Consider the following 22,844-nt stretch of genomic DNA (forward strand, 5'->3'; position numbering starts at 1 on the left):
TCGGGGCGGTCCGGTTTAAGGCGCGCCTGCCGGACCGCGCCGCAAATTGGAATACGCTGCGGGCATGGACGGCACCGACGACAAAACCCCCGCCCCGGCGGCCCCCAGTCGAGCCGAATCGCTGTGCGCCCACGCCGAGGCGTCGATCTCGGAGGACGCGCTGCTGGCGGCCGCCCGCGAACGCGCCGAGGAGATCGGCGCCGGCGCGGTGACGCCCGCCGTCGGGGCGCTGCTGAGCCTGCTGACCAAGCTCAGCGGCGGCAAGGCGGTCGCGGAGGTGGGCACCGGCGCCGGGGTCAGCGGGCTGTGGTTGTTGTCGGGCATGAGCGACGACGGGGTGCTGACCACGATCGATATCGAGCCCGAGTACCTGCGGATCGCCAAGCAGGCGTTCACCGACGCCGGCATCGGACCGTCGCGCACCAGGCTGATCGGCGGCCGCGCCCAGGAGGTGCTCACCCGGCTCGCCGACCAGTCCTACGACCTGGTGTTCATCGACGCCGACCCGATCGACCAGCCGGACTACGTCGTCGAGGGCGTGCGGCTGCTGCGGTCCGGCGGTGTCATCGTGGTGCACCGCGCGGCGCTAGGCGGACGGGCCGGCGATCCCGCGGCCCGCGACGCCGAGGTGACCGCGGTCCGCGAGGCGGCCCGGCTCATCGCCGAAGACGAGCGGCTCACCCCCGCCCTGGTGCCGCTCGGCGACGGGCTGCTGGCCGCGGTCCGCGACTAGCTCCCGCGGCCAAATCTTTACGTGTTCCTGACGGGGCGCCTCCTTGACGCTCGACTGAACGCGCGTTTAGTGTACTGAACATGCGTTCAGCCGACCTGACCGCCGCCGCCCGGATCCGAGACGCGGCCATCGAGCAGTTCGGCGAGCATGGCTTCGGCGTCGGGCTGCGCAAGATCGCCGACGCGGCCGGGGTGAGCGCCGCGCTGGTGATCCACCACTTCGGCTCCAAGGAGGGCCTGCGCAAGGCTTGCGACGACTACGTCGCAGAACAGATCCGCGAGACCAAGGCGGAGGCGCTGCAATCCAACGACCCGGCCGTGTGGTTCGGGCAATTGGCCGAAATCGAAGAATTCGCCCCGATGACCGCCTACGTGTTACGCAGCATGCAGACCGGCGGTGACCTCGCGAAGATGTTGTGGCAGAGGATGATTGACAACGCCGAGGGATACCTGGAAGACGGCGTGCGGGCCGGGACCATCAAGCCTAGCCGTGACCCCCGGGCCAGGGCCAAGTACCTGGGCATCACGGGAGGCGGCGGGCTCCTGCTCTATCTGCAGATGCACGACACCCCAACCGATCTGCGTGCGGTCCTGCGCGACTACGCGCGGGACATGATCCTGCCGGCCCTGGAGATCTACACCGAGGGCCTGATGGTCGACCGCACCATGTACGACGCGTTCCTGGCAGCAGAAGATCAAGGAGAATCACATGCCGGCTGACACTGTCGCACCCATCGAAATCCGGGGCCTGACCAAGAACTTCGGCGCGGTGCGCGCGCTGGACGGCCTCGACCTCACGGTGCGTGAGGGAGAGGTGCACGGCTTCCTCGGGCCGAACGGGGCGGGGAAGTCGACGACCATCCGCATCCTGCTGGGCCTGGTGAAGGCCGACGGCGGAAGCGCACGGTTGCTGGGCGGCGACCCGTGGACCGACGCGGTCGACCTGCACCGCCAAATCGCCTACGTGCCGGGCGATGTGACGCTGTGGCCCTCGTTGACCGGCGGCGAGACCATCGACCTGCTGGCCCGCATGCGCGGGGGCATCGACGAGTCGCGCCGCGCCGAGCTCATCGAGCGCTTCGACCTCGACCCGCACAAGAAGGCGCGCACCTACTCGAAGGGCAACCGGCAGAAGGTCTCCCTGATCTCGGCCTTCTCGTCACACGCCCGGCTGCTCCTGCTGGACGAACCCAGCAGCGGACTGGACCCGTTGATGGAGAACGTCTTTCAGCAGTGCGTCGCCGAGGCACGCGACCGCGGCACGACGGTCCTGCTGTCCAGCCACATCCTGGCCGAAACGGAAGCGCTCTGCGAGAGGGTGACCATCATCCGCGCGGGCCGGACCATCGAGAGCGGCACCCTGGAGTCGATGCGCCATCTCAGCCGCACCTCGATACGGGCCGAAATGGTCGGCGATCCGGGCGATCTCAGACGGATCAAGGGCGTCGAGGACGTCAGCATCGAGGGCAACACCCTGCGCGCCCAGGTCGACAGCGAAAGCCTGGGTGAGCTCATCCGCGCCCTCGGCGACGCCGGCGTGCGCAGCCTCGTCAGCCAGCCCCCGACGCTCGAGGAACTCTTCCTGCGCCACTACGACACGACCGACAGCCAGCGGAAGGTCTCGGCATGAGCACCGCGACCCTGGATCGGCCCCGCCACCCGGCGCACCCGGCGCCCCGGGCCGGCTCGAATTTCTCTGGGACGCTCGGCATGTTGCGGCTCTACCTGCGCCGCGACCGGGTCTCGTTGCCGCTGTGGGTGCTGCTGCTGTCGGTGCCACTGGCCAGTGTCTACGTCGGCAGCGTCCTGAAGGTCTACCCCACCGAGACCGCCCGGGCGGGGTTCGCGGCGTCCATCATGGCAAGCCCTGCCCAGCGCGCGCTCTACGGCCAGGTCTACAACCACAGCGTTGGCGCCGTTGGCATTTGGAAGGCCGGGATGTTCCACCTGCTGATCGCGGTGGCCGTCATCCTCACGGTGATCCGCCACACCCGCGCCGACGAGGAGACCGGCCGGACCGAACTCGTGGACTCGACCGCGGTCGGCCGGTACGCCAGCCTGACCGCGGCCCTGCTGTTGTCGTTCGGGGCGTCGATCGCCACCGGCGCGATCGGCGCGGCCGGGCTGCTCACCACCGACATCCCGCCCGGCGGGTCGCTGGCGTTCGGCGCGGCCCTGGCGTGCTCCGGCCTGGTCTTCACCGCGGTCGCCGCGGTGGCCGCGCAGCTGTCGCCGAGCGCCCGCGTCGCCCGCGGCACCGCCTTCGCGGTGTTGGGGACCGCGTTCACGCTGCGCGCCGTCGGCGACGCGGGCGACGGAACGCTGTCGTGGTTCTCGCCGTTGGGATGGTCGCTGCAGGTCCGGCCCTACGCGGGCGATCGCTGGTGGGTGCTGCTGCTGCACCTGGCGACGACGGCCGTGCTGACCCTGGTGGCTTACCGACTGCTCGCCGGCCGCGACGTGGGCGCCGGGCTGATCGCCGAGCGTCCCGGTCCCGGCCGGGCCGGACCGCGGTTGGGCGGTGTCGACGGCCTGACGTGGCGGCTCGACCGCGGCGCGCTGGTGCTGTGGACCGTCGGCCTGTGCCTGTACGGCCTGCTGATGGGCAGCGTGGTGCACGGCATCGGCGACGAGCTGGGCGACAGCACCATGGTGCGCGACATCGTCGCGCGGATGGGCGGCACCAGCGTGCTGGAGGAGGCGTTCGTCTCGGTGGCCTACGCCATGATGGGCATGGTGGCCGCGGCCTTCGCCGTCTCGCTCACCCTGCGCCCGCACCAGGAGGAAACCGGCCAGCGCGCCGAGACCACGCTGGCCGGCGCCGTCTCCCGAACCCACTGGCTGGCAAGCCATTTGGCGGCCGCCCTCGCCGGGTCCGCGGTCGCGATGCTGGCCAGCGGGGTGGCCGGCGGCCTCGTCTACGGCGTAGCGGCCGGCGACGTCGGCGGCAAACTGGCCGTCGTGGTCGGCACCGCCGCCGTCCAGCTGCCCGCCGTCTGGCTACTGGCGGCGGTCACCGTCGCGCTGTTCGGCCTGGCCCCACGGTTCACCCCAGTGGCGTGGGGCGTGCTGGTCTGCTTCCTCGCGATCTACCTGATCGGCGAGCTGGCCCGGTTCCCGCAGTGGCTGCTCGATCTGGAGCCGTTCGCCCACATTCCGCGGGTTGGCACCGACTTCACCGCCGCGCCGCTGCTCTGGCTGCTGGCCCTCGACGCCGCGCTGATCATCTTGGGAGCCATGGCTTTTCGACGCCGTGATCTACGTTGCTAGGGAGGGAACGATCATGAAAACCGCAATTCGTCTGACGGCATCCTCGATCTTCGGAACGGCCGCGACCTGCTTGATCCTGTTCGGACCGGCGGGCACGTTCCGCTACTGGCAGGCATGGGTTTTCCTCGCCGTGTTCGTAGTGGCCTCGCTCGGGCCCACCATCTACCTGGCCAAGGTCAACCCGGCGGCCCTGCGGCGCCGCATGCACGCAGGTCCCCGGGCGGAAACGAGGGCGGCCCAGAAGGTCATCATCACCAGCTCGTTCCTGGTCCTCTTCGCGATGATGGCGTTCAGCGCACTCGATCACCGGATGGGCTGGTCGACCGTGCCGGTGTGGCTGTGCCTGTTCGGCGACGTGCTGGTGGCGGCCGGGCTCGGCATCGCCATGCTGGTGATCATTCAAAACAGTTACGCCGCAGCCACCGTCACCGTCGAAGCGGGCCAGAAGGTCGCCTCCGGCGGCGTCTACAAGTTCGTCCGGCACCCGATGTATGTCGGGAACGTCATCATGATGGTGGGCATGCCGTTGGCGCTGGGGTCGTACTGGGGGCTGCTCTTCGTCATCCCCGGGGTCGCGGTGCTCGTCTTCCGCATCCTCGACGAAGAGAAGCTGCTTATCCAGGACCTGCCGGGGTACCGCGACTACGCGCAGCACGTGCGGTATCGCCTGGTGCCGAATGTCTGGTAGGCGCCCTAGGGTATTGGCGTGGCCCGAAATCCGGCACCCGCGCTCGACCGGCCATGGCGACGTCCAGGCGCCCTGCGTTACGCACTGACCCGGCTCCGCGGCATCGCCAGGCCGCCCATCACCGTCACCCCGGCGCCCCCCGGCATCCCGGTCGAGGTTGACGTCGAGGTACCGACCCGCGATGGGACGGTGTTGCGGATCAACGTCTACCGCACGCCCGACGACACGCCTCGACCGGTGATCCTGAGCGTCCACCCCTACGGCAAGGACAACCTGCCGCGGCGGCGGGCCGGGCGGTGGACGTTCTCGGTGCAATACCGGGTGTTGCGCCAGACCCAGCCGATCACCTTCTCCGCGCTGACCGGTTGGGAGGCGCCGGATCCGGCGTGGTGGACCGCGAACGGCTTCACCGTCGTGAACGCCGACATGCGCGGCTGCGGCCACTCCGACGGCACCGGAAACCTGTTGTCGCGCCAGGAGGCCGAGGACAGCTACGACCTCGTGCAGTGGATCGCCGCCCGGCCGTGGTGCGACGGCCGCGTCGTGATGCTCGGGGTGTCCTACCTGGCCATCACCCAATACGCCGTCGCCGCCCTGCAGCCGCCGGCGCTGCGGGCGATCTGCCCGTGGGAGGGCTTCACCGACGCGTATCGCGACCTGACCTTTCCCGGCGGCGTGCGCGAGCTCGGCTTCACCCGGTTGTGGTCGCGCAACGTGCGCCGCGACACCCGGCAGCGCTACGACCTCGAGCGGATGCAGGACGCCCACCCGCTGCGCGACGACTTCTGGCGCTCGGTGGTGCCCGAGCTCTCGGCGATCAAGGTGCCCATGCTGGTCTGCGGCAGCTTCTCGGACAACAACCTGCACAGCCGCGGTTCGATCCGGGCGTTCTCGCGCGCGGGTTCGGCCCACGCCCGGCTCTACACCCATCGCAGCGGCAAGTGGTCGACGTTCTACTCCGAGGCGGCGCGGGCCGAACAGCTCGAGTTCTTCCGCGGCGTGCTCGACGGCGCCGAGCAATCCCGCAGCGTGCGCCTCGAAGTGCGCGAGGACCGCGACACCGTCGCCGCGGTGCGCGAGGAATCCGACTGGCCGCTCCCCCGGACCCGTTGGCGGCCAATGTATCTCGCGGACGCTGGACTCTTGACACCCGATCCGCCGACGCGGCCCGGCAGCATGGCGTTCGAAACCGCCTCCACCGCAGCGGCGTTCAGCTGGACGGTCCCCGCCGACCTCGAGCTGACCGGCCCGATGGCGGCCCGGCTCTGGGTCGAACTGGGCGGCTGCGACGACGCCAACCTGTTCGTCGGCGTGGAGAAGTGGCGGGACGGCCGGTTCGTCGGGTTCGAGGGGTCGTACGGGTACGGCCGCGACCGGGTCACCACCGGCTGGCAGCGGGTCTCGCTGCGCGCGCTCGACGCGGAGCTCTCCCGGCCGTGGGAACCCGTCCCACGATGCGCCGAACCGCAGCCGGTCTCGGCCGGCGAGGTGGTCGCCGTCGACGTCGCGCTGGGCCCGTCGGCCACGCTGTTCCGCGGGGGCGAGCAGCTGCGGCTGGTGGTCGCCGGACGCTGGCTGAGCCCGACCAACCCGCTGACCGGTCAGATGCCCGCGGCGTATCAGGGCTCACCGCCCGGTCGCGTCACCCTGCACTGGGGCCCGGACCACGACGCGCACCTGCTGATCCCGGAAGTCCCCTAGCCCGCCGAGCAGACGCAGAATCGCACGTTTCACCGCTCAGGTATGCGATTCTGCGTCTGCTCGCGGAAGGCGCCGCGGCGCTAGATCCAGACGCCCTTGCCGACCGCGACCACGCCGCCCGCGCTGATCGCGAAGCGCTCGCGGTCCTTCTCCAGGTCGACCCCGACCATCTCGCCGGGTCCCACGACGACGTTCTTGTCCAGGATCGCGTGCCGCACTACCGCGCCGCGGCCGACGCGGGCGCCCGGCATGATCACGCTGCCCTCCACGATGGCGCCGTCGTCGACGACGACGTTCGACGACAGCACCGAATTGCGCACGGACGCCGCCGAGATGATGCTGCCGGCGCCCACGACCGACTCCTGGGCCGAGCCGCCGTTGACGAACTTGGCCGGCGCCAGGTTCTCCGACTCACCCCGGATCGGCCAGCGCTTGTTGTAGAGGTTGAACACCGGGTGCACCGAGACCAGGTCCATGTGCGCGTCGTAGAACGCGTCCAGCGTCCCGACGTCGCGCCAGTAGCCACGGTCGCGGTCGGTGGCGCCGGGCACCTCGTTGTCGGAGAAGTCGTACACCGCGGCGATCCCGTCCTCCACCAACCGCGGGATGATGTCGCCGCCCATGTCGTGATCGGAGTGGTCGTCGTCGGCGTCGGCGCGGATCGCGTCGATGAGGACCTTGGTGGTGAAGATGTAGTTGCCCATGGAGGCGAACGTCGACTCCGGGTCGTCGGGGGTGCCCGGCGGCTCCAGCGGCTTCTCCACGAAATTGCGGATCCGGCCGGACTCGTCGGCGTCGATGCAGCCGAACGCGCTGGCGTCGGCGCGCGGCACCCGGATGCCGGCCACCGTCGCGCCGGCCCCGCTGTCGATGTGGAACTGGACCATCTGCTCGGGGTCCATCCGATACACGTGGTCGGCGCCGAAAACGACTATGTAGTCGGGGTCTTCGTCGTAAATCAGGTTGAGGGACTGATAGATCGCGTCGGCGGAGCCGGTGTACCAGCGCGGGCCGAGGCGCTGCTGCGCGGGCACCGGGGTGATGTACTCGCCGGCCAGGCCGGACAGCCGCCAGTTCTGCGAAATGTGACGGTCCAGTGAATGCGACTTGTATTGCGTGAGAACGCAGATCCTCAGATAGCGGGCATTGACGAGGTTGGAGAGGACGAAATCGATCAGCCGGTAGGCGCCACCGAAGGGAACGGCGGGTTTGGCCCGGTCGGCGGTCAGAGGGTACAACCGCTTGCCCTCCCCGCCGGCCAGGACGATCCCCAGCACGTGTGGCGCTTCCCTCATGACTACAAACTATCGGCCCCCGCGAACCGCTGCCAGGGGGAGCGCGCTATTGGCGGCACGCTGACGGGCTGTCCGTCAATGGTTTTGGGTCCGCACCGCCGCCCGATCCTTGGCCCGAGATGCGGGCCGCCCCGCCGCCGAACTACGGTTCGGGTATGCGGGTGGCGATGATGACTCGGGAGTACCCACCAGAGGTCTACGGCGGAGCCGGGGTACACGTCACCGAACTCGTCGCCCAGCTGCGCCGGCTGTGCGCGGTCGATGTGCACTGCATCGGCGCCCCCCGTCCGGATGCGTTCGCGCAGCAGCCCGACCCGCGCATCCACGGCGCCAACCCGGCGCTGTTGACGCTGTCCGCCGACCTGATGATGGCCAACGCCGCATCGGCGGCGAGCGTCGTGCATTCGCACACCTGGTACACCGGGCTGGCCGGGCACCTGACCGCGTTGCTCTACGACATCCCGCACGTTTTGACCGCGCATTCGCTCGAGCCGCTGCGGCCGTGGAAGGCCGAACAGCTCGGCGGCGGCTACCGGGTGTCGACATGGGTGGAGCGGACCGCGGTGCTGGGCGCCGACGCCGTCATCGCGGTCAGCTCGGCGATGCGCGAGGACATCCTGCGCGTCTACTCCACGCTGGACCCCAGCCAGGTACACGTCGTGCGCAACGGCGTCGACACCAACGTCTGGTATCCGGCCGGCCCGGCGGAGAGCGGGTCGGTGCTGGCTGAACTCGGCGTCGACCCGGCGCGGCCCATGGTGGCGTTCGTCGGTCGGATCACCCGGCAGAAGGGCGTCGCGCACCTGGTGGCGGCCGCTCACCGGTTCAGCCCGGAGGTCCAGTTGGTGCTGTGCGCCGGCGCTCCCGATACGCCGGAGCTGGCCGAGGAGGTCCGGGCCGCCGTCGCCGAACTGGCCAGCGAGCGCGACGGGGTGTTCTGGATCCGGGAAATGCTCCCCATCGGCGAACTGCGCGAAATACTTTCGGCGGCAACGGTTTTCGTGTGCCCGTCGGTGTACGAGCCGTTGGGCATCGTGAACCTCGAGGCGATGGCCTGCGCGACGGCGGTGGTGGCCTCCGACGTGGGCGGGATCCCCGAGGTGGTCTCGAACGGGGTCACCGGGACACTGGTGCGCTTTGACGCCGACAACCCGGCCGCCTTCCGGGCCGGCCTGGCCAGGGCGGTCAATGAGCTAGTGGCCGACCCCGACAGGGCAAAGCGCTATGGCGAGGCCGGTCGCCAGCGCTGCGTGGAGGACTTCTCGTGGGCGCACGTCGCCGAGCAGACGCTGGAGATCTACCGGAAGGTGTGCGCGTAAAGGCGCCTTAGCTTGTTACGCCCTTGAGCTCGTCGCCCAGGGCGGCGGCTTCGTCGGGTGTCAGCTCCACCACCAGCCGACCGCCTCCCTCGAGCGGTACCCGCATAACGATGCCGCGCCCCTCCTTCGTTGCTTCCAAAGGACCGTCTCCGGTACGGGGCTTCATCGCCGCCATCGAGTGCTCCCTCCAGATTCGAGCTGGCCCGCGTTCGCGGGCCTGGTCGGCGCCGAGCATGCCCCGCCAGTGGATTTCCAGCCATACCCGACTTTGAAATGCATCGACTGCCAAATCACGCCCTCCATTGTTCCCTATCCGGGGCGGCAGTTACACAAAGACCCGCTTCTGAAGCCTGATCAGCCCCTCAAAGTGGCGTGGCGGGCACCCAGCAACCGCGGATATGGTCATCGACCATGCCGGTCGCCTGCATCAGCGCATAGGCGGTGGTGGGCCCGACGAAGCGGAATCCGCGTCGTTTCAGTTCCTTGGCCATCGCCTTCGATTCGACGGTGGCCGAGGGAATCTCCGACGCGTCGGCCGGGCGGGGGCGCGGTGACGGCGCGAACGACCACAGCAGCTTGGACAGGTCCTCGGCAGACCCCAGCTCGGCGGCGGCGCGCGCGTTGGCGATCGTCGCGTCGATCTTGGACCGGTTGCGCACGATGCCCTCGTCGGCCATCAGCCGCTGCACGTCGGCGTCGGTGTAGCCGGCGACCGTCTCGATGTCGAACCCGGCGAAGGCCCGCCGGAAGTTCTCCCGCTTGCGCAGGATGATCAGCCACGACAGGCCGCTCTGGAAGGCTTCGAGGCTCATCCGCTCGAACAACGCCACCCCGTCGTGCACGACGCGGCCCCATTCCTGGTCGTGGTAGTCGCGGTACATCTCGAAGTGCGGGCCGGGCCGAATGGCCGCCCAACCGCACCGAACCCGGCCGTCATCGCTCACATCTAGTCCTGACGATCCTTGCCGTCCTGGGGTTCCGCGGCGTCGGGAGCGTCTTCGTCGGCGGCGGCCGACGGGGCGTGCACCGCCGCCAGCTGGCCGCGCAGCGCCTCGAGTTCGCGGGCGAGCCGGTCCAAGACCCAGTCCACCTCGCTGGTCTTGTATCCCCGCAACACCTGGGTGAATTTGACGGCGTCGACGTCGGCGCCGGTGACACCGTATGCGGGCAACACCGTCGCCGTCGTCCCGCGCGGCAGCGGCGGCAACTGCTCACCGCGACCGAACAGCAGGCTGGCCGCGCCGAACAACACGACCGCCACCAACACCAGCACCACCAGGTACAGCAACACCAACGCCACGTCGTCGATATTGCCCTATCCGGCCGACAAGACTGCGATCAGCGCGGCCTGAGCCCGTTCATCGGCGGCCGGTCGTCCAGCGACACCGGCGAGGTGCGCGCGGTGTAGCCGTAACCGTCGGGCCCGTCGGCGAAGAACTGGGTCAGCCCGATCCCGGAGTCGGGGATTCCGCAGCGCGACAGCAGGGTCGCGATGACCTGGCGGCTCATCGCGCCGAGCTCGGCCAGCGGTCGGTTGCGGTGCGCCCGCACGCCGAGGTTGACCTGGGCGATCGCATCCAGGCCCAACCGGTCGAAGGTGTCCACCAGCAGCCCGATCTCCACGCCGTAGCCGGGCGCGAACGGCAGCGAGGTCAGCAGTTCCCGGCTGGCCGCGTATTCGCCGCCCAGGGGCTGCAGGATGCCGCTCAGCTCCGGGCGCAGCGCCGCCAGCAGCGGCCGCGCCACCAGCTCGGTCACCCGACCGCCGCCCCCGTCAGCGCCGTGCAGCGGCCGCCGGTAGAAGCTCTTGACCAGGTGGATCCCGTCACCGGTGAGCAGCGGGGCCACCAGCCAGGGCACGAACATCGGGTGCGGGTTGATCAGGTCGGAGTCGACGAAGACGACGATGTCGCCGCTGGTGGCCGCGAGCGAGCGCCACAGCGCCTCGCCCTTGCCGGGCCGCACGGGCACCTCGGGCAACGCCTGTTCGCGGCTTACGACGCGGGCGCCGGCGGCGATGGCGCGGATCTCGGTGTCGTCCGTCGAACCGGAATCCAGCACGATCAGCTCGTCGACCAGGCCGTCCACCAGCGGCGAGATGCTGTCGATCACCGACTCGACGGTGGCTTCCTCGTTGAGGGCCGGCAGCACCACCGAGATGGTCCGGCCGGCCTTCGCCTCTTCCAGCTCGCGGACCGTCCGGCCGCGCCGGCTCCAACTGCGGTCGGCCAGCCAGACGTCGCCCGGCCGCGCAGCGAGCACGCCCTCGCTGGCAAGGTCCACCAGGTCCGTCATGCCAGCCCCCTTACCGTGCGCGCGGGCCGGCGTATCCCCTGGATCGAGGACACCATCTCCAGCACCCGCCGGGTGGCCTCGACTTGATGCACCCGGAACATCCGCACACCGGCCGCCGCCGCCAGCGCCGTGGCCGCGAGCGTCCCCTCCAGCCGTTCGGTCAGTTCCACACCCAAAGTCTCCCCGACGAAATCCTTGTTACTCAAAGCCATCAGGACCGGCCATCCGGTGTTAACAAGTTCGCCCGCGTGTCGCAACAAAAGCAGCCCGTGGAAGGTGTTCTTGCCGAAGTCGTGGGCCGGGTCGATCAGCACCCGGTCCGGGGCCACCCCGGCCGCGACCGCCCGCTCCGCCGCGCCGGTCACCTGGCGAATCACGTCGTCCACCACGCCGTGGGTGGTGGTGCCGTAACTCACCCGGAATGGGCGGGTGCGCGGCAGCGCGCCGCCGGTGTGCGAACACACCAGGCCCGCGCCGAACTCGGCGGCGACCTCGGGCAGGGCCGGGTCGATGCCGCCCCAGGTGTCGTTGATCAGGTCCGCGCCGGCCGCGCAGGCCACCCGGGCCACCCCGGAGCGCCAGGTGTCGGCGCTGATCAGCTGGTTGGGGTAGGCGCCGCGCAGCCACTCGATGAAGGGCACCAGCCGGGCGATCTCGGTGTCCTCGTCGACGTTCTCGCCGGGGCCCGCCTTGACGCCGCCGACGTCGATGACGTCGGCACCTTCGGCGATGGCGCGGTGGACGGCCTCCCGGGCCGCGCCGTCGCTGAAGGTCGCGCCCCGGTCGTAGAACGAATCCGGGGTGCGGTTGACGATCGCCATGATCAGCGCGCGGTCGCCCGCGACCGGCCGGCCGCACAGAGTCTGCACGCGTCCATGGTGCCTGGTCCTTACCCGTCGCGCCGCTCGGGCCCCGCACCGCCCGGTGCCCGGGCGTTCCCAAATAAATGGGGAAATTTCCCCATCAACTGCCTCCACCGCGCCGCGCACACTTCACAGCGACGGGAGGCCCGAGATGTCTTTTGTGATTGCGGCGCCGGAATTCATTGGGGCGGCGACGACGGATTTGCACAACATCGGCTCAGCGCTGAGCGCCGCGAACGCCGCGGCGGCGGGCCCGACGACGGGGATGTTGGCCGCGGGCGCCGACGAGGTGTCGGCGGCGGTGGCGTCGCTGTTTTCCGGGCACGCAGTGGAGTTCCAAGCACTCAGCGCGCAGGCGGCGGCGTTTCACGCCCAGTTCGTGGCAGCGTTGGGCGGGGCGGGCGCGGCCTATGCGGCCGCCGAGGCGGCCAACGCCTCGCCGCTGGACGCCGTGTGGCAACCCGTGCGGGGAGTCATCAACTTGCCCACCGAGCTCTTGTTGGGCACGCCGCTCATCGGCAAGGGCATCAACGGGGCGCCGGGCACCGGGCAAAACGGCGGGCCCGGCGGACTGTTGTTCGGACCGGGCGGTGATGGCGGATCCGGCGCACCCGGGCAACCCGGCGGGCACGGCGGCAACGCCTGGCTGTTCGGCAGCGGCGGCCGCGGCGGAACCGGGGGGACGGGCATCACCGGCACCGCCGGCACGGCTAGCGCCAAGGGCGGCCTGGGCGGTACCGGTGGGGTCGGCGGTGCCGGCGGCAACGGCGGGCTGATCTTTGGCGATGGCGGCGCCGGCGGTACCGGCGGTGTCGGCGGGCTCGGCGGGGCCGGCGGGGCGGGCAGCTCCGGGCTGGTCGTCGGGAACGGCACCGATGGCGGCAATGGCGGCAAAGGCGGCATGGGCGGGGCCGGCGGCCTGGGCTCGCCGTTGTTCGGCGGCCATGCCGGCGCCAGCGGCAATGGCGGTAACGGGGGTGGCGGCGGCCAGGGTGGACAGGGCGGCAGCTCGTTCTTCGCCGGCAATGGTGGCAACGGCGGTGACGGCGGAGATGCCGGCTTCGGTGGCAGCGGCGGGGGGTCCGGCGCCGTCGCGGGTGTCGCGGGCAACGGCGGCAACGGCGGCAACGGCGGTGGCGGCGCCAGCACCAACACCGACGGCTCCGTCGGCGGGAACGGCGGCAACGGTGGCAACGGCGGCTTCGGTTTTAACGGCGGCAACGGCGGCAAGGGCGGCGACGGCGCCAGCGGGACCCTTACCAATGTGACCCACGGCGCCATCGCCGGTGGTGGCGGCGGTGGCGGCGGGTCCGGCGGGGACGGCATGGCCGGCGGCACCGGCGGCACCGGCGGTGACGGCGGAGCCGGCGGTTCGGCCCAGGTGAACGCGGGCACCAACTTCGGCGCCGCCACCGGGATCGCAGGCGGCGGCAACGGTAGTGGCCCCTCCGGCACCTCCGGCGGTCCCGGCGGTGGTGGCGGCGGCGGCGGTGCCGCGCAGGTCGGCGCTGCGGGGGCCGGGCTCTTCGGCGGCGTCGGCGCCAACGGTACAGCCGGCGGCGGCGGCGTAGGCGGCCTTAGCGGTTCCGTCACCTCCGGCGCAGCCGGCGATGCCGTCGCCGCCGGCGGTGGTGGCGGCGGAGGCGGCGGTGTGAACGGCGGTTTCGGCGGCACCGGCGGCGACGGGGGCGCAGCCAGTGCCGATGTCCCCGGCGGGAGTGTCAGCGTTGGCGGGGGCTCCGGCGGCACAGGAGGCAACCCCGGCGGCAAGGGCAATGGGGTCGGCGCGTTCGGCGGTAACTTCGGCGCGGCCAACATCGGCGGGGGTGGCGGCGGCGGCGCTGGCGCGGGCGAATCTACGGTCGCCATCGCCACGGGCGGCGCCGGCGGCAACGGCAACTAGCACCGACTGGCGTCGGCGGCGCGGCTGCATTCAGACGCGAATGTGCGGCCGGCCGCACCGTGGATGGCGAACGCGCGGCCGCCGCACACCGGACGCACGCACCCGGCAACCCCCTGGGGCGCGCAAATAAATGGGGAAAATTCCCCATCAACTGCCCCTGCCCCGACGCGCACACTTCACAGCGACGGGAGGCCCGAGATGTCCTTTGTGATTGCGGCGCCGGATTTCATGGCGGCGGCGACGACGGATTTGTCCAACATCGGCTCGGCGGTCAGCGCCGCGAATGCGGCAGCCGCGGCGCGAACGACCGGGCTGCTGGCCGCGGGCGCCGACGAGGTGTCGGCGGCGGTGGCCTCACTGTTTTCCGGGCACGCCTTGGAGTTCCAGGCGCTCGGCGCGCAGGCGGCGGCGTTTAACGCCCAGTTCGTGGCGGCCTTGGGCGGGGCAGGGGCCGCCTATGCGACCGCCGAGGCGGCCAACGCCTCGCCGCTGGACGCCGTCTGGCAGCCCGTTCGCGCAGTGATCAATGCGCCCACCGAGCTGTTGCTGGGCACCCCGCTCATCGGCAAGGGGATCAACGGTGCGCCGGGCACCGGGCAGCCCGGTGGGCCGGGCGGGCTGTTGTTCGGCCCCGGCGGCGACGGCGGGTCCGGGGCGCCCGGGCAACCCGGCGGCCGCGGCGGCAACGCGTGGTTCTTCGGCCGCGGTGGCAACGGCGGGACAGGGGGGACGGGCATCGCCGGCACCAACGGCGGGGGCAGCTTCATCAACGGCGGTGACGGCGGGACCGGCGGTGTGGGCGGGGCCGGTGGGAACGGCGGCCTGATTTTCGGTAACGGCGGTATCGGCGGCAATGGCGGCCAGGGCGGCCAGGGTGGGACCGGCGCCAGCGTCACCAGCGGCGTCGTCGCCGGCAACGGCGGCAACGCCGGCAATGGCGGCGCCGCCGGCCCGGGCGGCAGCGCCGGCGGCCTCGGCTCCATCGCGGGCACCGCGGGCACCGGTGGCAACGGCGGCAACGGCGGGCAAGGCGGCAGCATCGACGTCACCGGCAACGTCATCGTTCACGCCGGGGAAGGCGGCCATGGCGGCGACGGCGGCGCCGGCTTCACCGGCGGCACCGGCGGGACCGGCGGCTCTGGCGGCAGCGCCAACCTCACCGCCGCCACCGGCGCCGCCGCCGGCGGCGGTGGTCAGGGCGGCGGCCAGGGCGGCAACAGCACCGGCGGCGGCAACGGAGGCTACGGCGGTGCCGGCGGCGACGGTGGCGGCGCCGAGGTCGTCGAGGCCGGCAACATCGTGGCCCTCGCCGGCGGCGGCATCGGCGGTGGTGGCGGGCAGTTCGGCGGCACCGCGGGGGCCGTGGGCGGTCCTGGTGGCGGTGGCGGCGGGGGCGCCGCCGCGCAAGTCGGTGCCAGCACGGTTCAAGCCAACAGCGGTGGCGGCGGCAACGGCAACTTCGGCGCCGGCGGCGACGGCGGCGGTGGCTTTGTCAGCGGCGGCGCCGACACCAGCGCCGCCGACGCCGCGGGCGGGGGTGGCGGGGGCGGCGGCGGCTTCGGCGGCTTCGACGGCAAGGGCGGCACTGGCGGCGGGGCCATCACCTCCGGCGGCTTCGGCATCGGCGGTAACGGCACCTTTGCCGCAGGCACCGCCGGCACCGCCGTCGGCGGCGGCAACTCGTTCGGCGGCGCCGGCGGCAGCCAAGGCGCCTTCGGCGGCGGGGGCGGTGGCGGTGGCGGCGCCTCGGTCGGGGGCAACGGCGGCGGCCAGGCTAACGGCGGGCTCGGGGGGTAGCAGCCGTTCAGGCATCGAGACTGCGCCCAGCGCCATCAGATGTCGCCAAACCACGCGCTGGCCGCAGACTCGGCGCAAACGCTCAGCCCTTGGGCCGCTTACCGGCCGCGACCTCTTCCGGGTACTCGTCGTAGAACGGCACGTAGCCCTCGTCGCGGCCGGCCAGCACGTACAGCGGGTCCTTCACGTCGGACCCGTAGGCCTGCTCGCGCAGCTCCACCTTGCGGCTCTTGAACGTCGTGGTGTGCTCCAGCGTCTTGACCACCCGCACGAACAACGGCAGCGCGTAGGGCGGCAGCTGGGAGTACACCGCGCGGGCCAACGATTGGCCGTCGAACTCGGCACCCTCGCGCAGCTGGACCGCGGCCATCCCGGCGCGCCCGCCGGTGTGCGGGATCTCCACGCCGAACACCGTGCATTCCTCGACGGACGCGTCGGAGGCCAGCGCCGCCTCCACCTGCGTGGTGGCGACGTTCTCGCCCTTCCACCGGAACGTGTCGCCGAGCCGGTCGACGAACGCGGCGTGCCCCATGCCCTGCGGGCTCATCACGTCGCCCGAGTTGAACCACACGTCTCCCTCACGAAAAGCGTTGCGCACCAACTTCTTTTCGGTCGACTCCTTGTCGGTGTAGCCGTCGAACGGCTGCAGCTTGTTGACCGGGCTCAGCAGCAGGCCGGGCTGGCCGGCGGGCACCCGGCGCACCCGGCCGTTCTCGTCGCGCAGCGGCGCGCCGGTGTCGGGGTCGTACTCCACGTAGGCCAACGGCATCGGGAAGACGCCGGTGGACCGGGGCACGTTGAAGACGTTGATGAACGCGGTGTTGCCCTCGCTGGAGGCGTAGAACTCGCACACCCGCTCGATGCCGAACCGCCGGGTGAACTCGTCCCAGATCTCCGGGCGCAGCCCGTTGCCGGCGATCACCCGCACTTTGTGCGCCCGGTCGGTCGGCTTGGGCGGCTGGTTGAGCAGGTAGCGGCAGATCTCGCCGATGTAGATGAACGCGGTGGCCTCGGTGGCGATCACCTCGTCCCAGAACTTCGACGCCGAAAACGACTTGCCCAGCGCCAGCGTCGCCCCGGAGTTGATCACCGACGACAACGCGACCGTCAGCGCGTTGTTGTGGTACAGCGGCAGGCAGCTGTACAGGGTGTCGGTGCTCTTCAGCCGCAACCCGATGCCGCCGAACGCGGCCAGCGCCTTGAGCCAGCGCAGGTGCGTCATCACGCTTGCCTTCGGGAAACCCGTTGTGCCCGAAGTGAATATGTAGAACGCGGTGTCGCGGGCCTGTACGGCCGCCGCCGACGCCGGGTTGGTCGCCGGCGCGCTGACGGCGAAGCGGTCCAGGTCCTCGACCGTCAGCGTCTCGGTGGCGCCGGTGCCGCCGCACTCGGCCACGGCGCTGACCAGGTCGGTCTCCGCGATCAGCACCTTGGCGTCCAGCAGGCCCAGGCTGTGCGCCAGCACCTCGCCGCGCTGGTGATAGTTGATCATCCCGGCGACCGCGCCGCACTTGACCGCCGCCAGCATGGCCAGCACCGCATGGGGCGAGTTGCGCAGCATGATCGCGACGACGTCGCCGCTGCCGACGCCGTGTGAGGCGAGCACCGCGGCGTACCGGTTGGCGGTCGCGTTGGCGTCGCGGTAGGTCAGCTGCTGATCGCCGAACCGCAGGAAGACCCGGTCGCCGTAGCGGGCGGCCCGGTCGGCGAAGACCGTGCCGATCGATTTCTTGGAACCCGGCTGGGCGAACAGCCCGGTCAGTGCCCCGCGCACGATCGTCGGCATGTCGGCCAGCAGGCCCGGCACCCGAGATGCGATGTCGGTCAGCCTGACGGCCGTGCGTGCTCCCCCGTCGTCGGACACGTTTCCCTCTATTCCTAGTGAGTCCTCACGGCGCGTGTTCGCCCGGCACTCAGACGGGTGCGCACGCCTCCACTGCGGCCCCCACCTTATCCACCAGCACCAACCGGTCCATCGCCGCTTGCGTGATGTACCCGCTGTCGAGCAATCCGCACAACCACAGCCAGAGCCCCTCGTAATGTCCGAAGGGGTCCAGCATCACGATGGGTTTGTCGTGCACCCCGAGATAACCCGTGGTCCACGCGTCGAACAGCTCGTCCAGGGTGCCCACCCCGCCGGGCAGCACGACGAACGCGTCGGCGCGGGCCTCCATGATCTGTTTGCGCTCGTGCATGGTGTCGCTGACGATCAGCTCGTCGGCGTTGCGGTCGGCGACCTCGAGGCGCATCAGGTTCTGCGGAATGACGCCGACGGTCCGCCCGCCGCGAGCGCGCGCCGCGCTCGCCACCGCGCCCATCGCCGAAACCCGGCCGCCGCCCCACACCAGCGTCCAGCCGCGCTCGGCGATCGCCTCGCCGAGTTCCGAAGCCAGCTCAAGCAATTCGGGGTGCTCCGGGCCCGACGCGCAGTACACGCACACCGCCCATTCGCGCATACAACGAAAGGTAGACCAAGCCCGGTGCGGCGCGCACACCGCGCGCAATAAACTCCGGCTGGTGCCGATTCGTTGGAACGTCCCCCAACACGAGGCGGCGTTGGAGCGGCTGAACGACGCGCTCGGGGCGGGCCGCGGCGCCGTCGTGCTCGGGCCCGACGGCTGCGGCAAATCCACCCTGGCCCGGCTGGCCGCCGAGGGCTACGGCCGCGCACACCCGAGCACCCTCACCCGCTGGGTCACCGGCACCCCGACCGAGCGCGCCGTTCCGTTCGGGGCGTTCAGCCACCTGGTCGCGATCTCCGACCTCGGCAAGCCGGCCGCCCTGTTGCGGGCCGCGCGGGCGTCGCTGGCCGGTGGGAACGACCTGCTGCTCGTCGTCGACGACGCCCACCAGCTCGACGTCCTGTCGGCCACGCTGGTCTACCAGCTGGCGCTGGCCGGCACGGGCCGGATGGTGGTCACCGCCCGCGGCCCGGATTTTTCGGCGGCGCCCGACGCCATCGCGGCGCTGTGGACCGACGGCCTGCTGCCGCGAATCGATGTCGACGCGCCCGGCGGCGCGACCACCGCCGCCCAGGTCGACGCGTTCATCGCCGAGCTGCCCACCCCGGCGCGGACGGTGCTGGACTACCTCGCCGTGGCTGAGCCGCTGTCGGTCGCCGACCTGACCGTCCTGGCCGGGGCGGGCGCGGTCGGCGAGGCGGAGGACCTCGGCGCGGCGGAAACCCGGGTGCGCGGCGGCAGTTCGGATGTTCCTGACGAGCCGGTCGTGTACACCGCACATCCGCTGTTCGCCGAGCGGGCGCGCGCCGCGCTCGGTCCCGACGACGCCCGGCGACGGCGCACCGACGTCGTCAAGCTGCTGTCCCAGCGCGCGTCGGAACACCTCAGCGATCGGCTGCGGCTGGCGTCCCTGGCCCTGGACAGCGACGCCCCCCAGCGCGTCGCCGACGTCGCCGACGCCGCGCAGCAGGCGCTGCGCCTGGGCGACCTCGCGCTCGGCGAACGTCTGGCCCGCTCGGCGCTGGAGCGGTCTGGGGGCCTGGCGGCGCGGCTGTCGCTGGCACACGCCCTCGGATGGCAGGGCCGCGGCCGCGAGGCTGACGCGCTGCTCGCCGAGGTCGACTCCGCCGCGCTGGCCGAGCCGGCGCTGATGGACTGGGCGCTGCTGCGGGCCGCCAACCAGTTCTGGATGCTCAGCGAACCCGAGCGGGCCACCGCGTTCCTGCGGACCATCCGCAATCGGGTCACGGATCCGGGCCCGCGCACCACCCTCGACGCGCTCAGCGCGACGTTCGCGATGAACGCCGGCAACGTCGGATACGCCGTCAAGATCGCCGGCGAGGTGCTGGATTCACCGTCGGCCGGCGACCAGGCGGTGGCCTGGGCGGCCAGTGCCGCCGCGCTGTGCGCAGCGCGGCAGGGCCGGTTCGGCGACGTGGAGCCGCTGGCGCACCGCGCCCTGTCCGCCGAACACCCCGGGCTGCTGCGGTTCACCATCGGGCTGGGCCAGACCACCGCGCTGTTGATGGCGGGCCGGCTGCCCGACGCGCGCGAATTGGCCCAGCAGTTCACCGATTTCGCCGAACTGCAGCAGCCGGGCCGCGCGATCGGCGAGGTGCTGCTGGCGCATGTGCTGATCGCCGAGGGCGAGTTCGCGCAGGCGGCGGCGCTGCTCGGCCCGGCCGCCGCCACGCTGGAACGCACCGGCTACTCGTGGGGGCCGCTGTCGCTGACGCTGCTGGCGACCGCGCTGGCCCAGCAGGGCGACATCGCCGCCACCGCGAAGGCCTTGAGCCGGGCCGAATCTCGGCACGGCACGAAGTCGGCGCTGTTCGGCCCGGAGCTCGGCATGGCGCGGGCGCGGCGGCTGGCGGCCACGCGCGACTCGGCCGGCGCCATCGCGGCCGCCCGCGACGCCGCACGGATGGCCGAGCGCGGCGGGCAGTCGGCGGTGGCGCTGCGCGCCTGGCACGAGGCCGTCCGCCTCGGCGACACCCGCGCGGTGGACCCGCTGACCCGGCTGGGCGCCGAGGTCGACTGCGCGGTGGGCGGACTGGCGCTCGCCCACGCCCGCGCCCTGGCGTCCGGCGACGAGGCGGCGCTGCGGGCCGTGTCGGAGGAGCTGGCGGCGGCCGGGATGCGCGCCGCGGCCGCCGACGCCGCCGCGCAGGCGCGCCGCATTGTGCGCCAACCGTGACGCGTCCGCGTTACCACTGTGACTATTGCGCCTCACTGTTTCCCAGAGTGACTTCGCTCGGGGCTTGGAGGCTGCATGCGTATCCGCCCTTCGCGCGCGGCCCGGCTGCTCGCGGCCGGTTTGCTGATCGCCGCGCTGACGACTGACGCGGCGTCGGTCGTCGCCCCGCCCCGCGCCTTGGCGGCGCCCACCGGCCCGACACTGCCGCTCGGCCACGCCGGCCGCTGGATGACCGACGCCGACGGGCGCGTGGTGATCCTGCACGGGCTCAACCAGGTGTACAAGATTCCGCCGTATACACCGTCAGCCGACGGGTTCGGCGACGACGACGCGGCCTTCCTGCAGGCCAACGGCTTCAACGCGATGCGGGTCGGTGTCATCTGGGCCGCCGTGGAGCCGCAGCCGCTCAGCTACGACGACAACTACCTCAACTCGATCGCGCAGACCGTGGCGACCCTGGCGTCGCACGGCATCGTCAGCCTGCTCGACTTCCATCAGGACCTCTACAACGAGGCGTTCCAGGGCGAGGGCGCCCCCGCGTGGGCCGTGGCGCAGGCGGGCCTGCCCAACCCGCAACTCGGCTTTCCCGGCAACTACTTCCTCAACCCCGCCGAGGAGTACGCCTGGAATGCCTTCTGGCGCAACGCCCCCGCGCCCGACGGGATCGGGCTGCAGGATCACTACGCGCGGGCGTGGGCCCACGTCGCGGGCTTCTTCCACGGCAACCTGGGGGTGTTCGGCTACGAGGTGTTGAACGAGCCGTGGCCCGGCTTCATCTGGGAGGGTTGCTTCGACTTCGTCCTGGGCTGCCCGGTGCAGGACCACAAGCTGACCGTGTTCTACCGGAAGGTGGTGCCGGTCATCCGCGCGGCCGACCCCACCACGCTCGTGTTCTTCGAGCCAAACACGCTGTCCGACGAGGGCGTCCACACCGACCTCGGCGGGGTGGTCGACCCGAGCACCGGCTTCTCCTTCCACGACTACTGCGCCATCGAATCGGTGCTGCACAGAAACATCACCTGCCGCTTCCAGGACGGCCTCACGATCACCAACGCGAACCTCTACGCGTTCTTCCACCACATCCCGCCGCTGCTGACCGAGTTCGGTGCCACCAACGACCTGAAAAACATCGCCGAGGTGATGCGCCACACCGACCGGCAGCGGATGGGCTGGCTGGAGTGGGCGTACACCGGCAACGACAAGACGAGCTCGTCGCCGACCGACCAGGCGCTGGTCTTCGACCCGAGCCAGCCGCCGACCGGCGCCAACGTCAACGCGGCCAAGCTGGCGGTGCTCGCCGCGCCATACCCGCAGGTGGTGGCGGGCACGCCGCGGGAGTGGTCGTTCCAATCGGGCGTCTTCCGGCTCTGCTACACCACCGAGCGGGCCGACCACGCGGGCGGCTTCGCCGCCGGCGCGCAGACGTTCATCTCGGTGCCGCCCGTCGAGTACCCGAACGGCTATCAGGTGAGTGTCACTGGCGGACAGGTGGTTTCGGCGCCCAACGCGCCCGTGCTGGCCGTCGTGGCGAACGCGGGCGCGGGCAGGGTCGACGTGGTCGTGACGCCGTGACGCCCCGACCCTCCGCCGATCGGCGCGCTAGCGCGGCCGTCGGCGCCGAGCGCCACGCTGGCGCGACGCTCGAGCCTGCCCGCCGACCCCGCGACCGTCTCGTCAGATCGCCACGACGCGAACAAGCCCTTCTAATCCCGCGAAGTCGTCGCCGTTTCGCGTGTAAAGGTCCAAACGACTGGCATGCGCGGTAGCTGCGATGAGCAGGTCGGCGAATCGGCTCCTTGGCTTCCGACCTTCGCGGACCACCGCGGCAACCACAAGCCCGTAGCTGCGTGCGGCGGCCGCGTCGAATGGGATTGGTTCCAGAATCGATTCGACTTCTTGCAATCGAGCTTGGCGCTTGGCAGCTTCCAGAGCGTCGGCGGCCAGGTGCGGGCCCGCCGCCAATTCCGCCACCGTGATTGCGGATATCGCCATCTCGTCGGGCAACGCGGTGACCACCGCCGGGTCATGCCAATCGACGACGACGGAGGTGTCGAGGAGACCGGACGACACTCAGAGGGCCTGATCTATCAACCGGTCCAAGTCCGCCCGGAATCGACGGTGGTCAATGCGCACCGCGGATGTCGCCAGCGCCGCGACCTCATCGCGCGAGACGAACGAGCGACGACCCGCTCTGATTGGACGCAGTTCGGCCACTGGCTCGCCGTTTCGCGTGACGACGAAAGTCTCGCCGGTCGCTACGGCGTCGATCACCCTGGCGTTGTCATTCCGCAGTTCGCGTTGGGCGATCGTCTTAACCATCCG

At 71.3% G+C, this 22,844-nt stretch carries 21 protein-coding genes; 11 read left to right on the top strand and 10 right to left on the bottom strand.

Annotated features, from left to right (window positions below):
• Positions 1–64: 64 nt before the first annotated feature.
• The 6 genes from AC5Y4S_RS10885 to AC5Y4S_RS10910 all read left to right on the top strand — a co-directional run bounded on the left by AC5Y4S_RS10885 (position 65) and on the right by AC5Y4S_RS10910 (position 6,391).
• Positions 65–733 (top strand): O-methyltransferase, encoded by a 669-nt coding sequence (locus AC5Y4S_RS10885; protein ID WP_500032591.1) that lies wholly within the window; start codon positions 65–67, stop codon positions 731–733.
• Positions 734–813: 80 nt separating this feature from the next.
• Positions 814–1,452, top strand: a complete 639-nt coding sequence (locus AC5Y4S_RS10890; RefSeq protein ID WP_500032592.1) for a TetR/AcrR family transcriptional regulator — start codon at positions 814–816, stop codon at positions 1,450–1,452.
• Positions 1,442–2,362: an ABC transporter ATP-binding protein gene (locus AC5Y4S_RS10895; protein ID WP_500032593.1), complete on the top strand. Its 921-nt coding sequence runs from the start codon at positions 1,442–1,444 to the stop codon at positions 2,360–2,362. Before AC5Y4S_RS10890 ends, AC5Y4S_RS10895 begins: the two co-directional genes overlap by 11 nt.
• Complete coding sequence (locus AC5Y4S_RS10900; protein ID WP_500032594.1) at positions 2,359–4,002, top strand: ABC transporter permease; 1,644 nt, start codon at positions 2,359–2,361, stop codon at positions 4,000–4,002. The genes AC5Y4S_RS10895 and AC5Y4S_RS10900 overlap by 4 nt, the downstream gene beginning before the upstream one ends.
• A gap of 13 nt (positions 4,003–4,015) precedes the next feature.
• Entirely contained in the window at positions 4,016–4,690 is a 675-nt protein-coding gene (locus tag AC5Y4S_RS10905; protein WP_500032595.1) for a methyltransferase family protein, read from the top strand.
• 18 nt (positions 4,691–4,708) lie between these two features.
• Complete coding sequence (locus tag AC5Y4S_RS10910) at positions 4,709–6,391, top strand: CocE/NonD family hydrolase (protein WP_500032596.1); 1,683 nt, start codon at positions 4,709–4,711, stop codon at positions 6,389–6,391.
• 80 nt (positions 6,392–6,471) lie between these two features.
• Here AC5Y4S_RS10910 and glgC read toward each other — a convergent pair whose 3' ends face one another.
• Positions 6,472–7,686, bottom strand: coding sequence for a glucose-1-phosphate adenylyltransferase (gene glgC / locus AC5Y4S_RS10915; RefSeq protein ID WP_068112822.1), 1,215 nt, complete (start codon positions 7,684–7,686; stop codon positions 6,472–6,474).
• Positions 7,687–7,841: 155 nt separating this feature from the next.
• Here glgC and glgA point away from each other — a divergent pair, with 155 nt between their 5' ends.
• Positions 7,842–9,005: a glycogen synthase gene (gene glgA / locus AC5Y4S_RS10920; protein WP_500032597.1), complete on the top strand. Its 1,164-nt coding sequence runs from the start codon at positions 7,842–7,844 to the stop codon at positions 9,003–9,005.
• 7 nt (positions 9,006–9,012) lie between these two features.
• Here the strand turns inward: glgA and AC5Y4S_RS10925 are convergent, their stop codons facing one another.
• The 5 genes from AC5Y4S_RS10925 to folP form a co-directional block, all read right to left on the bottom strand.
• Positions 9,013–9,180, bottom strand: coding sequence for a DUF3117 domain-containing protein (locus tag AC5Y4S_RS10925; RefSeq protein WP_003406247.1), 168 nt, complete (start codon positions 9,178–9,180; stop codon positions 9,013–9,015).
• Between the two features lie 187 nt (positions 9,181–9,367).
• On the bottom strand, positions 9,368–9,949 hold the full coding sequence (locus tag AC5Y4S_RS10930; RefSeq protein WP_500032598.1) for a DNA-3-methyladenine glycosylase I: 582 nt from the start codon (positions 9,947–9,949) through the stop codon (positions 9,368–9,370).
• A 2-nt stretch (positions 9,950–9,951) separates the two neighbouring features.
• The gene (locus tag AC5Y4S_RS10935) at positions 9,952–10,305 is read right to left on the bottom strand and encodes a DivIVA domain-containing protein (RefSeq protein WP_500032599.1); all 354 of its coding nucleotides are present in this window, start codon (positions 10,303–10,305) and stop codon (positions 9,952–9,954) included.
• Positions 10,306–10,343: 38 nt separating this feature from the next.
• Positions 10,344–11,300: a glucosyl-3-phosphoglycerate synthase gene (locus tag AC5Y4S_RS10940; RefSeq protein ID WP_500032600.1), complete on the bottom strand. Its 957-nt coding sequence runs from the start codon at positions 11,298–11,300 to the stop codon at positions 10,344–10,346.
• On the bottom strand, positions 11,297–12,121 hold the full coding sequence (gene folP, locus AC5Y4S_RS10945; protein ID WP_500033292.1) for a dihydropteroate synthase: 825 nt from the start codon (positions 12,119–12,121) through the stop codon (positions 11,297–11,299). The genes AC5Y4S_RS10940 and folP overlap by 4 nt, the downstream gene beginning before the upstream one ends.
• Before the next feature lie 193 nt (positions 12,122–12,314).
• Between folP and AC5Y4S_RS10950 the strand changes: the two genes are divergently transcribed.
• Entirely contained in the window at positions 12,315–14,066 is a 1,752-nt protein-coding gene (locus AC5Y4S_RS10950; protein ID WP_500032601.1) for a PE family protein, read from the top strand.
• A 198-nt stretch (positions 14,067–14,264) separates the two neighbouring features.
• Complete coding sequence (locus tag AC5Y4S_RS10955; protein ID WP_500032602.1) at positions 14,265–15,863, top strand: PE family protein; 1,599 nt, start codon at positions 14,265–14,267, stop codon at positions 15,861–15,863.
• An 82-nt stretch (positions 15,864–15,945) separates the two neighbouring features.
• Here the strand turns inward: AC5Y4S_RS10955 and fadD6 are convergent, their stop codons facing one another.
• Positions 15,946–17,727, bottom strand: a complete 1,782-nt coding sequence (gene fadD6 / locus AC5Y4S_RS10960) for a long-chain-acyl-CoA synthetase FadD6 (protein ID WP_500032603.1) — start codon at positions 17,725–17,727, stop codon at positions 15,946–15,948.
• 49 nt (positions 17,728–17,776) lie between these two features.
• Positions 17,777–18,319 (bottom strand): cytokinin riboside 5'-monophosphate phosphoribohydrolase, encoded by a 543-nt coding sequence (gene log / locus AC5Y4S_RS10965; RefSeq protein ID WP_500032604.1) that lies wholly within the window; start codon positions 18,317–18,319, stop codon positions 17,777–17,779.
• A 61-nt stretch (positions 18,320–18,380) separates the two neighbouring features.
• Here log and AC5Y4S_RS10970 point away from each other — a divergent pair, with 61 nt between their 5' ends.
• Complete coding sequence (locus tag AC5Y4S_RS10970; RefSeq protein ID WP_500032605.1) at positions 18,381–20,522, top strand: AAA family ATPase; 2,142 nt, start codon at positions 18,381–18,383, stop codon at positions 20,520–20,522.
• Positions 20,523–20,597: 75 nt separating this feature from the next.
• Positions 20,598–22,094 (top strand): cellulase family glycosylhydrolase, encoded by a 1,497-nt coding sequence (locus tag AC5Y4S_RS10975; RefSeq protein WP_500032606.1) that lies wholly within the window; start codon positions 20,598–20,600, stop codon positions 22,092–22,094.
• A 102-nt stretch (positions 22,095–22,196) separates the two neighbouring features.
• Here AC5Y4S_RS10975 and AC5Y4S_RS10980 read toward each other — a convergent pair whose 3' ends face one another.
• Both AC5Y4S_RS10980 and AC5Y4S_RS10985 read right to left on the bottom strand, forming a co-directional pair.
• Positions 22,197–22,592, bottom strand: a complete 396-nt coding sequence (locus AC5Y4S_RS10980; protein WP_500032607.1) for a type II toxin-antitoxin system VapC family toxin — start codon at positions 22,590–22,592, stop codon at positions 22,197–22,199.
• Complete coding sequence (locus AC5Y4S_RS10985; protein WP_068129256.1) at positions 22,593–22,841, bottom strand: type II toxin-antitoxin system Phd/YefM family antitoxin; 249 nt, start codon at positions 22,839–22,841, stop codon at positions 22,593–22,595.
• Between the last annotated feature and the right edge of the window lie 3 nt (positions 22,842–22,844).

Source organism: Mycobacterium sp. NGS64, from assembly GCF_059812245.1.

What these genes read in the sequence shown, in the direction of transcription:
- AC5Y4S_RS10955 (WP_500032602.1), top strand. Translation starts at nt 14,265, where the DNA reads ATGTCCTTTGTGATTGCGGCGCCGGATTTCATGGCGGCGGCGACGACG.
- AC5Y4S_RS10985 (WP_068129256.1), bottom strand. Translation starts at nt 22,841, where the DNA reads ATGGTTAAGACGATCGCCCAACGCGAACTGCGGAATGACAACGCCAGG.
- AC5Y4S_RS10940 (WP_500032600.1), bottom strand. Translation starts at nt 11,300, where the DNA reads ATGACGGACCTGGTGGACCTTGCCAGCGAGGGCGTGCTCGCTGCGCGG.
- AC5Y4S_RS10895 (WP_500032593.1), top strand. Translation starts at nt 1,442, where the DNA reads ATGCCGGCTGACACTGTCGCACCCATCGAAATCCGGGGCCTGACCAAG.
- AC5Y4S_RS10950 (WP_500032601.1), top strand. Translation starts at nt 12,315, where the DNA reads ATGTCTTTTGTGATTGCGGCGCCGGAATTCATTGGGGCGGCGACGACG.
- glgA (WP_500032597.1), top strand. Translation starts at nt 7,842, where the DNA reads ATGCGGGTGGCGATGATGACTCGGGAGTACCCACCAGAGGTCTACGGC.
- AC5Y4S_RS10900 (WP_500032594.1), top strand. Translation starts at nt 2,359, where the DNA reads ATGAGCACCGCGACCCTGGATCGGCCCCGCCACCCGGCGCACCCGGCG.
- AC5Y4S_RS10975 (WP_500032606.1), top strand. Translation starts at nt 20,598, where the DNA reads ATGCGTATCCGCCCTTCGCGCGCGGCCCGGCTGCTCGCGGCCGGTTTG.
- folP (WP_500033292.1), bottom strand. Translation starts at nt 12,121, where the DNA reads ATGGCGATCGTCAACCGCACCCCGGATTCGTTCTACGACCGGGGCGCG.
- AC5Y4S_RS10905 (WP_500032595.1), top strand. Translation starts at nt 4,016, where the DNA reads ATGAAAACCGCAATTCGTCTGACGGCATCCTCGATCTTCGGAACGGCC.
- log (WP_500032604.1), bottom strand. Translation starts at nt 18,319, where the DNA reads ATGCGCGAATGGGCGGTGTGCGTGTACTGCGCGTCGGGCCCGGAGCAC.
- AC5Y4S_RS10890 (WP_500032592.1), top strand. Translation starts at nt 814, where the DNA reads ATGCGTTCAGCCGACCTGACCGCCGCCGCCCGGATCCGAGACGCGGCC.
- AC5Y4S_RS10885 (WP_500032591.1), top strand. Translation starts at nt 65, where the DNA reads ATGGACGGCACCGACGACAAAACCCCCGCCCCGGCGGCCCCCAGTCGA.
- AC5Y4S_RS10925 (WP_003406247.1), bottom strand. Translation starts at nt 9,180, where the DNA reads ATGGCGGCGATGAAGCCCCGTACCGGAGACGGTCCTTTGGAAGCAACG.
- glgC (WP_068112822.1), bottom strand. Translation starts at nt 7,686, where the DNA reads ATGAGGGAAGCGCCACACGTGCTGGGGATCGTCCTGGCCGGCGGGGAG.